This window comes from Plantibacter auratus (assembly GCF_050587365.1).
GTDB lineage: Bacteria > Actinomycetota > Actinomycetes > Actinomycetales > Microbacteriaceae > Plantibacter > Plantibacter auratus.
In genome coordinates this window covers 1,324,437-1,338,205 of the sequence record NZ_JBOBFV010000001.1, presented here as the reverse complement: position 1 = coordinate 1,338,205, position 13,769 = coordinate 1,324,437, and the positions used below count along the sequence as shown (strand labels likewise).

The 13,769-nt window shown below is 70.4% G+C and carries 11 protein-coding genes; 9 read left to right on the top strand and 2 right to left on the bottom strand.

What is annotated here, in order from left to right:
- Positions 1-19: 19 nt before the first annotated feature.
- Positions 20-589 (top strand): NUDIX hydrolase family protein, encoded by a 570-nt coding sequence (locus ACQ3HE_RS06250; RefSeq protein ID WP_064294286.1) that lies wholly within the window; start codon positions 20-22, stop codon positions 587-589.
- Positions 590-761: 172 nt separating this feature from the next.
- On the opposite strand, the gene ACQ3HE_RS06245 is transcribed toward ACQ3HE_RS06250, so the two are convergent.
- Complete coding sequence (locus ACQ3HE_RS06245; RefSeq protein WP_430891705.1) at positions 762-1,256, bottom strand: GNAT family N-acetyltransferase; 495 nt, start codon at positions 1,254-1,256, stop codon at positions 762-764.
- Positions 1,257-1,365: 109 nt separating this feature from the next.
- The gene (locus ACQ3HE_RS06240; protein ID WP_430891704.1) at positions 1,366-2,952 is read right to left on the bottom strand and encodes a DEAD/DEAH box helicase; all 1,587 of its coding nucleotides are present in this window, start codon (positions 2,950-2,952) and stop codon (positions 1,366-1,368) included.
- A 478-nt stretch (positions 2,953-3,430) separates the two neighbouring features.
- Between ACQ3HE_RS06240 and ACQ3HE_RS06235 the strand changes: the two genes are divergently transcribed.
- The 8 genes from ACQ3HE_RS06235 (at position 3,431) to ACQ3HE_RS06200 (ending at position 13,745) form a co-directional block, all read left to right on the top strand.
- A complete protein-coding gene (locus tag ACQ3HE_RS06235; protein WP_430891703.1) occupies positions 3,431-5,449 on the top strand; it encodes a glycoside hydrolase family 127 protein in 2,019 nt (672 codons plus the stop codon).
- A gap of 78 nt (positions 5,450-5,527) precedes the next feature.
- The gene (locus ACQ3HE_RS06230; RefSeq protein WP_079705216.1) at positions 5,528-7,222 is read left to right on the top strand and encodes an ABC transporter substrate-binding protein; all 1,695 of its coding nucleotides are present in this window, start codon (positions 5,528-5,530) and stop codon (positions 7,220-7,222) included.
- Positions 7,223-7,267: 45 nt separating this feature from the next.
- The gene (locus tag ACQ3HE_RS06225; RefSeq protein WP_064294392.1) at positions 7,268-8,203 is read left to right on the top strand and encodes an ABC transporter permease; all 936 of its coding nucleotides are present in this window, start codon (positions 7,268-7,270) and stop codon (positions 8,201-8,203) included.
- Entirely contained in the window at positions 8,200-9,195 is a 996-nt protein-coding gene (locus tag ACQ3HE_RS06220; RefSeq protein ID WP_079705218.1) for an ABC transporter permease, read from the top strand. Before ACQ3HE_RS06225 ends, ACQ3HE_RS06220 begins: the two co-directional genes overlap by 4 nt.
- Positions 9,192-10,073, top strand: a complete 882-nt coding sequence (locus ACQ3HE_RS06215; RefSeq protein ID WP_430891702.1) for an ABC transporter ATP-binding protein — start codon at positions 9,192-9,194, stop codon at positions 10,071-10,073. The genes ACQ3HE_RS06220 and ACQ3HE_RS06215 overlap by 4 nt, the downstream gene beginning before the upstream one ends.
- A complete protein-coding gene (locus tag ACQ3HE_RS06210) occupies positions 10,070-10,948 on the top strand; it encodes an ABC transporter ATP-binding protein (RefSeq protein ID WP_430891701.1) in 879 nt (292 codons plus the stop codon). Before ACQ3HE_RS06215 ends, ACQ3HE_RS06210 begins: the two co-directional genes overlap by 4 nt.
- Positions 10,945-12,258, top strand: a complete 1,314-nt coding sequence (locus tag ACQ3HE_RS06205) for an alpha/beta fold hydrolase (protein ID WP_430891700.1) — start codon at positions 10,945-10,947, stop codon at positions 12,256-12,258. Before ACQ3HE_RS06210 ends, ACQ3HE_RS06205 begins: the two co-directional genes overlap by 4 nt.
- A complete protein-coding gene (locus ACQ3HE_RS06200; protein WP_430891699.1) occupies positions 12,255-13,745 on the top strand; it encodes an aminopeptidase P family protein in 1,491 nt (496 codons plus the stop codon). The genes ACQ3HE_RS06205 and ACQ3HE_RS06200 overlap by 4 nt, the downstream gene beginning before the upstream one ends.
- The last annotated feature ends 24 nt before the right edge of the window (positions 13,746-13,769 follow it).

Sequence of the window (13,769 nt, the reverse complement as noted above, 5' to 3'; positions counted from 1 at the left end):
CATACGGTATGAAGGAGCTATGAGCGTTCGTACCCCTGATCCCAACCCGGAACCCGATCTCCCCGGCAATTCCAATCCGGGCTGGCTGTCGGACGTCGAACTCGAGGAGATCCGCCGCCGGCTCCCGCTGCTGTACGTCGAGGCCGTGCCGGTCCGCGTCGACGGCTTCGGCGTCGTCACCGAGGTGGGCGTCCTGCTCCGGGCCACGGCGCTCGGCGAGATGACGCGCACGCTCGTCTCCGGTCGCGTCATGTACGGCGAGACGATTCGCGACGCGCTCTTCCGCCACCTGGAGAAGGACCTCGGTCCGATGGCGTTCCCGCTGCTCCCCGCGTCGCCCGTGCCGTTCCAGGTGGCCGAGTACTTCCCGTTGCCGGGCCTGTCGCCGTACTCGGACGACCGCCAGCACGCCGTCGCCCTGGCGTACGTCGTCCCGGTGACCGGCACCTGCGAACCACGCCAGGACGCGCTCGAACTCACGTGGATGACACCCGAGGCGGCGTCCTCCGACGCCATCGCCGCGGAGATGGAGGGCGGCCGCGGCACGCTCCTCCGCGCGGCCCTCGCCTCCGTCGGACGGCTGCGCTAGCCCTTCGACAAGCTCAGGGACCGGGTACGGGCTCAGGGACCGGGGGAGCGGCTCAGGGACCTGCCCTTCGACAGGCTCAGGGACCGGGGGAGCGGCTCACGGACCGGGGGAGCGGCTCAGGGATCGGGTAAGGGCTCAGGGACCGGGGGACCGGCTCAGGGGCCGGGGCGCGTCAGCGGGTGTAGCGGACCTCGTCGATCATCTCGCCGAGGAAGGGCTCGGTCTTGGCTCCACCGTCGAGGACGAACCCGTTGCGCTGGTAGAAGCGGTGCGCGCGCGGATTGTCCGCGGCGACCCACAGGAATGACGGCTGACCGTCGGGGATGGCGGCGTCGAACAGCTGCTGACCGATGCCGGTCCCGTGGAACGCGTCCAACAGGTAGATGAAGTACAGCTCGCGCTCACGGGGTGCGTCCTCGTCGCGGGCTGGGCCCGAACCCGAGAAGCCGACGATCTCGCCGTCCACGAGCGCTGCGAAGTGCGTGTACTCGGGACCCTGCGCGGCCCAGTGGGTCCACAGCTCGGCCATGCGGCGTGGTGACAGCTTCGCGAGGGTGGCCGAGCTGATGAGGTGGTCGTAGGTCTCGTGCCAGCACGTGGCGTGCACACGCCCCAGCGACTCGGCGTCGACGTCGCGGACGGGGCGGACGACTGCGTTGACGTTCATGGTGGAACCGTATCCCGAGCGCCCCCGTGTCGCGAAATCGAGCGGCTCCGCGAACGGCGAAGCGCCGCCCACCCTGCGGTGGACGGCGCTTCGTTCGAGCGGTTCGCTGCTAGTTGCCGCTGGACGCGCGTCGGTTGGTCCGGGGACGCGAGGACTCGGCGGGAGCACCCGAGTTCGCGGCGTAGCCGGTGCTGTAGTGCGTGCGGCTGCCGCCGGTGGCGGCACCGGCACCCGCACGGGCACCGCCCGAGCGACCGGCGCCGGAGCGCTGTCCGCCCTGACCGCCGTTGCCGCCGGCGGGACGACCGCCACGACGACCGCCGCCCTGGCCGCCCTCGCGAGGAGCGCTGTCGCGGCTCGCGCCGGCACGGGCGCCGTCGCGGTCGCGGTGACCGTTGCCGAGGCCGTTGCCGTCGCGGGCTGCGCGCTTGCGCTGCGCGTTGGCACCCTGCGAGCGACCACCGCCGCCACCACCCTGCTGCTGCACGGCCGCACGCGGCGCGGGCTTCACGTAGGCGGCGACGTCGCCGATGAGCTCGAGGACCGCCGGGGAGGTCGCGGTGACCGCCTGCGGGGTGACGTTGATCTCAGCCTTGCGGAGGAGCTTCTTGAGGTCCTCCATCTGGCCGGGGATCGCGAGGGTGACGACGTCACCGGCGCTGCCCGCACGAGCCGTGCGGCCCGAGCGGTGCAGGTACGCCTTGTGCTCGGTCGGCGGGTCGACGTGGATGACGAGCTCGACGTCGTCGACGTGCACACCGCGGGCGGCGACGTCGGTGGCGACGAGGACCTTGGCGGTCCCGGCGCTGAAGGCCGCGAGGTTGCGGTCGCGGGCCACCTGCGAGAGGTTGCCGTGCAGGTCGACCGCGGGGATGCCGGAGTCGGTGAGCTGCTTCGCGAGCTTCTTGGCGTGGTGCTTCGTGCGCATGAAGAGGATGCGACGGCCGCTGCCGGAGGCGAGGGCCTGGATGAGGTCCTTCTTCGACTCGACCGAGGGGGTCGTGAAGACGTGGTGCGTCATCGCGGCGACGGGCGAGTTCGCCTCGTCGACGGAGTGGAGCACCTCGTTCTGCAGGAACTTGCGGACGAGCTTGTCCACGCCGTTGTCGAGCGTCGCGGAGAACAGCAGACGCTGGCCGCCGCGAGGCGTCTTGTCGAGAATGCGCGTGACGACCGGCAGGAAGCCGAGGTCGGCCATGTGGTCGGCCTCGTCGAGGACGGTGATCTCCACGGCGTCGAGGTTCACGAAGCCCTGCTTCATGAGGTCCTCGAGGCGGCCGGGGCAGGCGATGACGATGTCGACGCCGGCGCGGAGCGCCTCTTCCTGACGCTTCTGCGAGACGCCGCCGAAGATCGTGGTGGTCTTTAGCGAGTAGGCGTCGGCCAGCGGCTGCATGACCGCCGCGATCTGGGTGGCGAGCTCACGCGTCGGTGCGAGGACGAGTCCGAGCGGGCGACCCGGGCGGCGCTTGCCACCGGCGAGGGCGCCGCCGAGACGGGCGACCATCGGGATGCTGAAGGCGAGGGTCTTGCCGGAGCCGGTCTTGCCGCGGCCGAGGACGTCGCGTCCGCCGAGGGTGTCGGGGAGCGTGTCGATCTGGATGGGGAACGCGCTCGTCTTGCCGTCCTTCGCGAGGGAGGCGACGAGTGGTGCCGGGACGCCGAGGGCGTCGAAGGTGATGGTTGCTTCGGTCATGGGTGTGTGTCTCTTTCAGGCACGGCCACGAGCTTCGATGACGGCTGCCGGCGCACTCGTGTGCGGTAGCGGGCACTGCCGGGGTGACCACGCACCTGATGACTCACGTGGATGGTACGGCGTGCTTCCGTCGGCGTCGTCGCTGGTGGGAGGTGGCGAAGGCGCAGGTCGCGCATCCGTTCGCCGTATGAAGTGTCATCGACCCTGGCATGCACCGCTGGGTGCCGTGCAGGGGAGAGAGGGAGCGTTCTACGACGCAAGCGAGTACCGCACCGGATGGCGCGATCGCACGCAAGTTCCTCCATCGTAGCGCATCAGGCGAGGGGTCTGCTGGGAGTGGCGCGTTACGGCTGTGTTTCCATCTCCTGGAATCGGTCGTCGGCGCTTGACAGTCCGCTGGAACAGGTGATTAATGTGTCACCCACCACAAACCCGGATCCGTGTACTGTGTCACACGGTACAGAAAGGCCTGTCGCCCATGAGCTTCGACGAAGACGCCCGAGCAGCGAGCACCGCGGTGCACGCGGGAGGCCGTTACGCCGCCGTCGCACCGATCGCAGGAGTCCGCATCCCGCTGGGCGCCGGACAGGTCGCGCTGGGAGACGGCGAACTCGGTGCGTGGCAGCGTCGGAACCGGGACGCCACCGTCCCGCACTCGATCGAGCAGCTCCGCCTGGCCGGCAACCTCGACAACCTCGCCCGGATCGCCGACCCGGGGGACGGCACGTCACGCTTCCGCGGGCGCTACCCGTTCCTCGACACGGACGTCTTCAAGACCCTCGAAGGCCTCGCCTACCTGCTCGCCGAGGACGAGGTCGTCGGGGCGGCACCCGGCGACGTCCGCGACTTCTACGAGGAGGCCGTCGGCGTCATCGAAGCCGCGCAGCGCGACGACGGCTACCTCAACTCCTACTTCCAGGCTCCGGAGATCGAGAAGGAACCCTGGGAGGACCTCGCCTGGGGCCACGAGCTGTACAACCTCGGGCACCTCATCCAGGCGGCGGTCGCCGCGAAGCGTCGACTCGGCGACGACCGTCTGCTGATCGTCGCCCGGGCGTTCGCCGACCTCGCGGTCGAACGGTTCGGACCGGACGGCGACCCGCAGGTGTGCGGGCACCCCGAGGTCGAGATGGCCCTGGTCGAGCTGTTCCGCGAGACCGGCGTGCCGTCCTACCTCGAGCTCGCGACCGCGTTCGTCGACCGACGTGGTCACGGCACGGTCGAGCTCCGGGTCTTCCCCGCCGAGTACTTCCAGGACTCGGCCCCTCTGCGCGACCTCGACTCCGTGACCGGCCACGCCGTCCGCATGGCGTACCTGGCCGCCGGAGCGACCGACGTCGCCCTCGAACGCGGCGACCAGGAGCTGCTCGCGTCGCTGCAGCGGCTCTGGGACGACATGGTGGAGACGAAGCTCTACCTCACGGGCGGCCTCGGGAGTCGACACTCCGACGAGGCGATCGGCGACCGCTACGAGTTGCCGTCCGAACGCTCCTACAGCGAGACGTGTGCCGCGATCGCCGTGATGCAGTGGGGCTGGCGCCTGTACCTCGCGACCGGGTCGGCGGCCGTCCTCGACACCGTCGAGACCGTCCTCTACAACGCCTACGCCGCCGGGCTCTCCGCGGACGGCATGGCCTTCTTCTACGACAACCCACTGCAGCGTCGCCCTGACCACCTCCAGCGGTCGGGGGCGGAGGCGGACGGTGAACTCCTCAGGCGGAGCTGGTTCGGCTGCCCGTGCTGCCCGCCGAACATCGTGCGCTGGACCGCGGAGCTGCAGGATCACCTCGCGACGTCGACCCCCGCCGGTGTCGAAGTGGCCCACCTCACCGCGGCGTCGATCATGACCGAACGGCTCTCCGTCACCGTCGACACCGCGTATCCGTGGGACGGAGCGGTCACCGTGACGGTGGACACCGCCGCCGACGACGAGGTCGAGCTCGCCATCCGCATCCCCGCGTGGGTCGTGGGCGGCTCCATCCGCGTGGGCGGATCGACCGCGCCGCTCGCACCCGTCGACGGGTGGATCCGCGTCCGGCGCTGGTGGCGTGCGGGCGACACCGTAAAGCTCGACCTCCCGATGCCCGTCCGGGCGCACGGCGCGCACCCCTCCGTGGACGCCCTCCGCGGCTCGATCGCCTTCGTCCGCGGACCGATCGTCTCCTGCGCCGAGCAGCAGGACACGACGGCGGACCTCGACCTCCTGCGCTTCTCCGGAGCCGACGCGGGTCGCGCGGTCGTCGAGCACCGTCGGATCCTGGACCGGGAGGGGATCGACGCCGTCGCGCTCCTCGTCCCGGCGACGGTCGACGCCCCCGCTCCGGCCGTGCTCTACCCGGTCCTGTCCGGTGCGCCCGACGCCGAGCCGGCCGCGGCGTCGCTCGCCGACATCGAGACGACGGCCTCGCTGACGCAGACCACCGCGACCCTCATCCCCTACGCCCTCTGGGGCAACCGCGAACCGGGTGCCATGCGCGTCTGGTTCCGCGCCCACTGACCTCCTCCCGTCCCCCGACCCCGCTCCACCCTCTCCACCCGCGGGCGACCCGCCCGATCGACACGAAAGCAGAGCGTCATGAAGCAACGATTCTCCATCCCCGCCCTCGCGGCGGCGGCCGTCCTCCTCCTCGCGGGGTGTACCTCCGCGGGTTCGGGCTCGGGAGGTGACGGCCCGTCCAGCACCCCGGTGAAGGGCGGCACCGTCGACGTCCTCCTGAACGCGGACTTCTCGCACCTCGACCCGGTCCAGGGCTTCGATGGCGGCGTGAACAACTTCTACCGCCTCATCTACCGCACGTTGACGACGCAGTCGACGGGCGAGGGCGCCAAGGGCACCGAGATGGTCCCCGACCTCGCGACCGACCTCGGCACGGTGAGCGACGACGGCCTCCAGTGGACGTTCACGCTCAAGGACGACCTCAAGTTCGAGGACGGCACGCCGATCACGAGCAAGGACGTGAAGTTCGGCGTCGAGCGCTCCTTCGACCCGGCCATCGCCGTCGGATCGCCCTACGCCCGCCTCACGATCGCCGGCACGGACTCGTACGAGGGCCCATACATCACGGGTGACCTGCCGTCCATCCAGACGCCGGACGACCAGACCATCGTCTTCACGCTCAAGGAGCCGTTCGCCGACTTCGCGAGCGTCGTCGGGCAGAACAGCTTCACGCCCTTCCCCGCCGACACCGAGCGGGTGACGACGACGAGCCTCGACAAGATGCCGATCGCCTCCGGCCCCTACAAGGTCGACAGCTACGAGCGCGGTTCGCAGCTGAAGCTCGTCCGCAACGACTCGTGGGACCCGAAGACGGACGACGTCCGCAAGGCATACCCGGACGGCTTCGACTTCACCTTCGGTCTCGACGCCTCGACCATCGACGAGCGCATGATCGCCGGCCAGGGTGACGACGCGAACGCGATCGCCGGGTCCGTCCAGGCTGCCTCCATCTCCCGGATCCAGACGCCGGCCCTCAAGGCTCGGACCATCGCCGGTCTCCAGGGCTGCACCACGTACATGGGTCTGAACACGACCAAGCCGAACATGGACAACCCGCTGGTCCGCCAGGCCATCGCCTACGCCATCGACCGCGAGTCGGTGAAGGACGCCTCGGGCGGATCGCAGCTCGCGGACATCGCGACCACCATGCTGCCGCCCACCGTCGCCGGCCACACCGAGTTCGACCTCTACCCGAGCAAGGACAACGCCGGTGACCCGGAGAAGGCCAAGGAACTCCTCGCCGAGGCGGGCCTGCCCGACGGCTTCTCCTTCACGCTCGACATCCGCAGCCAGCCCAAGATGCAGGCGCAGGCCGAGGCGGTGCAGCAGGCGCTCGCGAAGGCGGGCATCACGGTGAACTTCAACCTCATCGACACCTCGACCTACTACGAGGTCATCGGCACGACGTCGCAGCAGAACGACGCCGCCATCACCGGCTGGTGCCCGGACTGGGCCTCCGGCTCGACCTTCCTGCCGCCGCTCTTCGACGGCTCGCAGATCTTCCCGAAGGGCAACTCGAACATCGCGCAGCTGAACGACCCCGCCGTCAACGAGCGCATCGCCGAGATCCGCGCGATGACCGACACCGACGAGGCCAACGCCGCTTGGGGCGCGCTCGACGAGCAGATCCAGAAGCTCGTGCCGACGGTGCCGCTGCTGTTCGAGAAGACGGTCATGGTCGTCGGAGCCAACGTCGCCGGTGCGTACTCGCACGCCGGGTACTCCGGTGGCATCGACTACGTGTCCGTCGGCCTGTCCTCGGCCGGCAAGTAGTCGGAAAGCCGGTATCCGCAGATGTCGTCGTCCGTTCCCAGTGAGCTGACCACCGTCGCCGAGGAGGTGGGTGCGCCGGTCGGTGCGCCCACCCCCGCGCGGCGGGTGATCGCCACCCTCCGTTCCAGCCCACCGGTGCTGCTCAGCGTCGCGTTCATCGTGCTCGTCGTGCTGCTCGCGATCCTCGCCCCGCTGATCACCGCGATCAGCGGCTGGGGTCCGTACACCTTCGACAAGTCGGCCGTGGACTCCGACCTCGGCGGCGTGCCGATCGGCAACCTCGGCGGGATCTCCGCCGAGCACTGGTTCGGGGTCGAACCCGGGAACGGACGCGACATCTTCGCGCGCATCGCCTTCGGTGCGCAGGTGTCGCTGTCGATCGCCGTCTCGGCGACGATCGTCACGACCGTGCTCGGCGTCGTGCTCGGCATGCTCGCCGGCTTCTACGGCGGGTGGGTCGACCAGGTCGTCTCCCGCGTCATGGACTTCCTCATGGCGTTCCCGTCGCTCATCTTCATGATCGCGCTCCTGTCGGCCCTGCCCGCCGGCAACCGACCGGTCCTGCTCGTCGTCGTGCTGAGCCTCTTCGGCTGGCCGTACACCGCCCGGGTGGTGCGCGGTCAGGCGATGTCGCTGCGGACGAGCGAGTTCGTCGAATCGGCGCGTGCGTCGGGCGCCGGGGGCATCCGCATCGTCTTCCGCGAGATCCTGCCGAACCTCCGCGGCACCATCATCGTCCTGGCCACCCTCGCCGTTCCCGGTTACATCGGCACGGAGGCGGGCCTCTCCTTCCTCGGTGTCGGCGTCACCCCGCCCACGCCGAGCTGGGGCCAGATGATCGCGACCGCGGTCGGCTGGTACGCGGTCGACCCGATGTATTTCCTGATCCCCGGCACCTTCCTGTTCCTCACGGTGCTGTCCTTCACCGTGCTCGGCGACCGCCTGCGCAAGGCCCTCGACTCGGGAGACGCCGCCTCATGACCCTCTACCTCCTGCGCCGCATCGCGTCGGCGATCGGCATCCTGCTGCTCATCAGCCTCTTCACCTACGTCATCTTCTTCCTGCTGTCGCCCGACCCGGCGGTGCAGATCTGCGGCAAGACCTGCACCCCCGACCGCATCGACCAGATCCGGGCGCAGCTCGGGCTCGACCAGCCGTTCTGGCAGCAGTACCTCGAGTTCATCCGTGGGATCGTCATGGGCCGGAGCTACGGGGAGGGCGCCTCGGCGGTCTCCTGCGCGGCGCCGTGCCTCGGCTTCAGCTTCCAGACCAACGAGTCCGTCATGGACATGATCACCGCGCGGTTCCCCGTGACCGCGACGGTCGCGATCGGTGCGGCGGTCCTCTGGCTGCTCGTCGGCGTCAGCGGTGGCCTGCTCAGCGCCGTCAAGCAGGGGACCGGCTGGGACCGTGGGGCGATGATGGTCGCGCTCGCCGGCATCAGCCTGCCGAACTACTTCCTCGCGCTCCTCCTGCAGTACGTCCTCGTGGTGCAATTGCAGATCCTGCCGTTCCCGCAGGCCGTGCCCTTCGCCGAGGACCCGGTCCGGTGGTTCCAGAACTACCTCATGCCGTGGATCGTGCTCGCCCTCGGGTACGCGTCGATGTACGCGAGGCTCGTCCGGGCGAATGTCATCGACACCCTCGGTGAGAACTTCATGCGGACCGCCCGGGCGAAGGGCCTGCCCGCGCCCCTCATCCTGCGCCGCCACGCACTGCGCCCGGCGCTCACCCCCGTCGTCACGCTCTTCGGCATGGACTTCGCGGGCCTCCTCGGGGGCGCCCTCATCACCGAGACGGTGTTCGGACTGAACGGCGTCGGCAAGCTCGCCGCCGACTCGATCGCGAAGAACGACCAGCCCGTCATCATGGGCGTCACCCTGCTGGCCGCGTTCTTCGTGGTCATCGGCAACGTCGTGGTCGACGTCGTGTACACGTTCCTCGACCCGAGAGTGAGAGTGAAGAGCGCATGAGCCCCACCGTCACCAGGACCATCTCCCTGCCCGTCCCCGGGGCGGCGCTGCTCGAGGTCGACGACCTCACGGTCACCTTCCCGACCACCTCCGGCGACGTCGACGTGGTGCGGAAGGCGTCGTTCGCGGTCCAGCACGGCCAGACCCTCGGCATCGTGGGCGAGTCCGGCTCCGGCAAGTCCATGACCTCGCTCGCGATCATGGGACTGCTCCCGAACGGCGGGCGCACGACCGGCAGCGTCCGGCTGAGCGGACACGAGCTCGTCGGTCGCAGCGACCGCGAGATGCGCCGAGTGCGCGGCGATCGGATCGCGATGGTCTTCCAGGACCCGCTCTCCTCGCTCAACCCGTACTACACGGTCGGGCTGCAGATCGAGGAGGCGTACCGCGCCCATCGCGGCGGTTCCCGGAAGGCCGCCAGGGCCGTCACGATCGAAGCCCTCGAACGGGTCCGCATCGCCGACGCCTCCCGGCGCGTCGACCACTACCCGCACCAGTTCTCGGGCGGCATGCGGCAGCGCATCATGATCGCGATGGCGCTCTGCCTGGAACCCGACCTGCTCATCGCGGACGAACCGACGACGGCGCTCGACGTCACCGTCCAGGCGCAGATCCTCGACCTCCTCTCCGAACTGCAACGGGAGACCGGCACCGGCATGATCTTCATCACCCACGACCTCGCCGTGGTCAGTCAGGTCGCCGACGACGTGCTCGTCATGCGCGGCGGCGACCCCGTCGAGATGGGCGCCGCCGAGCAGATCTTCTCCCGGCCGCAGGCGCCGTACACCCGCGCACTGCTCGACGCCCTTCCGCGGATCGACGACCCGTTCACCGAGCGCCCGACGGCACCCGCGACGACCGGAGAGGGACAGGCATGAACGACGCACCAGCGCTCCTGCAGGCCACCGGGCTCACGAAGGACTTCACGACCAAGGGTGACGGGGCGTTCCGCGCACGCACCACCCAGTTCCGCGCCGTCGACGACGTCGGGTTCGCCGTCCGCTCCGGCGAGACGCTCGGCATCGTCGGGGAGTCGGGCAGCGGCAAGTCGACGACCGCGCGGATGATCGCGAAGCTCATCGAACCGACCGCCGGCACGATCACCTTCGACGGTGAGGACGTCACCGCCGCGCGTGGGCCGGCGCTCGCCGCGTTCCGGACGAAGGTGCAGGTCGTCTTCCAGGACCCGTTCTCCTCCCTGAACCCCCGGCACACCGTCGAGCGCATCGTGTCGGCTCCGCTCGACTACCAGGGGATCACCCCGAAGCAGGGCAAGCGCGCCCTCGTGCGCGACCTGCTCGACCGCGTCGGCCTGAACCCCGACCACCTCCAGCGCTACCCGCGGCAGTTCTCCGGCGGCCAGGCCCAGCGCATCGGGATCGCCCGGGCGCTCGCCGTCTCCCCGAAGCTCGTGATCTGCGACGAGGCGGTGTCGGCGCTCGACGTGTCGGTGCAGGCACGCATCATCGACCTGTTGCGAGACCTGCAGGCCGAGCGCGGCCTGAGCTACCTGTTCATCGCGCACGACCTCGCCGTCGTGCGGCAGATCGCCCACGACGTCGCCGTCATGCACCGGGGCAAGGTGGTCGAGCAGGGTGACCGCGAGGCGATCTTCGACCACCCGCAGGACGAGTACACGAAGACCCTGCTCGCCGCCGTGCCCACGATCGACCCGAGCTGGGAGGCCGCGCGTGCCACCATGCTCGAACAGGAGCGGACGCACGGATCGGCCGCCGGAAGGACAGAGGCATGACCCACCGCACCACCACCTCCCTGCTGCCGGGGATCCACGTGACCGACCACACGGTCGACGTCCCGCTCGACTGGCGACGGCCCGACGACGGCCGCACGATCAGCGTGTTCGCCCGCGAACTCGTCGACCCCCTGCGTCGCGACGAGCAGCTCCCGGTCCTCGTGTTCCTCCAGGGCGGACCGGGCGGCAAAGGCCCGCGTCCGGTGTCCAGGGACGGCTGGATCGCCGAGGCCCTCCGCACCTTCCGGCTCGTGCTGCTCGACCAGCGCGGCACCGGCCGGAGCACCAGGATCGACGGCCGGTCCATCGCGGCCGTCGGTGACGCTGCCGCACAGGCCGAGTACCTGGAACGCTTCCGGGCCGACTCGATCGTCGACGACGCCGAGTACCTGCGCCGCACCGTCTTCGGAGGCCGTCGCTGGTCGACGCTCGGTCAGAGCTACGGCGGGTTCCTGACCCTCACCTACCTCTCGCGAGCCCCGGAGGGACTGGCCGCCTGCTACGTCACGGGCGGTCTGGCGGGCATCCACCCGTCGGCGGCGGAGGTGTACCGCCGCACCTATCCGCGCACCGAGCGCAAGAACCGGGCCTTCGCCGAGCGGTACCCCCAGGACGTCGACACCGTCGCGCGGATCGCCGACCGACTCGCCGCCGAGGAGGTGCTCCTGCCGGACGGCGACCGACTCACCGTGCGGCGCTTCCAGAACCTCGGGATCGACTTCGGGATGAAGCCCGGCTACGAGCGCCTCCACTGGCTGCTCGACGAGGCGTTCGACAGCGGCGACCGCCTGAGCGACACCTTCCTGGCGCAGGTCTGGGGGAGGACGTCCTACGTCGACAACCCCCTCTTCATCGCCCTGCAGGAGAGCATCTACGGTGCCGCCGGCGCGGGGGCGACCGCGTGGGCGGCGCAGGCCGAGCGCGATGCACGGCCGGCGTTCGCCGAGACGGCCAGGCCGCTGCTGTTCACGGGCGAGATGGTCTATCCCTGGATGTTCGAGGAGATCCGCTCGCTCCGGCCCTTCCAGGGTGCAGTGGAGCGACTGGCGGCCAAGACCGACTGGGACCCGCTGTACGACCCCGCGGTCCTGCAGGCGAGCACGGTGCCGCTCGCCGCGGCCGTGTACTTCGACGACATGTACGTGGACGCGCAGCTGCAGTTGGAGACGGTCGACGCCGTCGGCGGGGCGACCGCATGGGTCACGAACGAGTACGAGCACGACGGGATCCAGGACGCCGCCGTGGTGCGCCGCCTGTTCTCGATGGTGGACGAGCGCGGCGGCCGTCGCGCGGATGAGGAGCAGGCATGACCGACACGCAGCAGCAGGCACCCGAGCAGACGGCGGGCCTCGCGCCGGCCACCACGGAGGCACCCGCCACGTCCATGCCGCGCCCGGCGAACCCGGACCCGAAGCTGCCCCGCCTGGCCGAGGTGCCGGCGTTCCGCGAGTTCCTCGGCACCGGCTGGGGCACCCCCGACCGCACGCCGCCGGTCGAGCCCGGGATCGCCGCGGCCGCAGCCGAGCACCGTCGTCGGCTGAGCGAGGCCTTCGTCGGGCGGACACTCGTCGTCGCCGCCGGACGCGCGCCCGTCCGTGCCAACGACTCGAACTACGACTTCCGCCCCGACAGCGACTTCTTCTGGCTCACCGGCTGCTCCGCCGAGGACGCGGTCCTCGTGCTGCGTCCGAGCGGCGCCGGTCACGACGCGACGTTGTACATCCCGGCACCGGCGCACCCGGGCGAGACCGGGTTCTTCGCCGACGCCAACCACGGTGAGCTCTGGGTCGGCTCCGCGCCGGGGCCGGCCGACTGGTCGGCGGTCCTCGACCTCCGGGTCGAGGTGCTCGCCGCGCTGCCCGACGCGCTCCGAGGCGTCGAGCGACCACTCCTCGCGGGGACCCTGACCTCGCGGCATCGCTCGCTCGAGCCGCTGACGGTCGCGCCGGAACTCGGCCGCGTGCTTTCGGAACTGCGCATGATCAAGGACGAGTGGGAGATCGCGGAGCTGCGGCGAGCGGTCGACGCGACCGTCGGCGGGTTCTCCGCCGTGATCCGGGAGCTGCCGACGGCCGTCGACGGCGGGGGTGAGCGTTGGCTGCAGGGGACCTTCGACCGGCACGCCCGCACCACGGGGAACGGCCCCGGCTACTCGACCATCGTCGGCAGCGGCGCGCACGCACCCACGCTCCACTGGGTGCGCTGCGACGGCCCGGTCCGCCCCGAAGACGCGATCCTGCTCGACATGGGCGTGGAGACGCGTGCCTTCTATACGGCGGACGTGACCCGCACCTTCCCCGTCTCGGGCACCTTCAGTCCGGAGCAGCGTCGCGTCCACGACCTCGTCGAGGCGTCCCACCGCGCCGGGATGGCCGCCGTACGCCCGGGCCGCGACTTCACCGACTTCCACCACGCGGCCATGGAGGTCATCGCGCAGGGGCTCCACGACTGGGACCTCCTGCCGGTGTCCGTCGACGAGGCTCTGAGCCCGGTCGGGCAACAGCACCGGCGGTACCTCGTGTGCGGCATCGGTCACCACCTCGGCCTCGATGTCCACGACTGCGCCAAGTCCTCCTACGAGGCCTACCAGGGCGGCTCGATGGCGCCCGGCATGGTGCTCACGGTCGAGCCGGGGCTGTACTTCCACGCCTTCGACGAGACGGTTCCACCGGAACTGCGCGGCATCGGCGTCCGGCTCGAGGACGACCTGCTCGTGACGGCCGACGGCACCGAGGTGCTGTCGGATGCGCTGCCCATCGACGCGTCGGGCATCGAAGCGTGGATGCGCGCCCAGTAACCTGAGCGGACCGTGGTGGGAGAT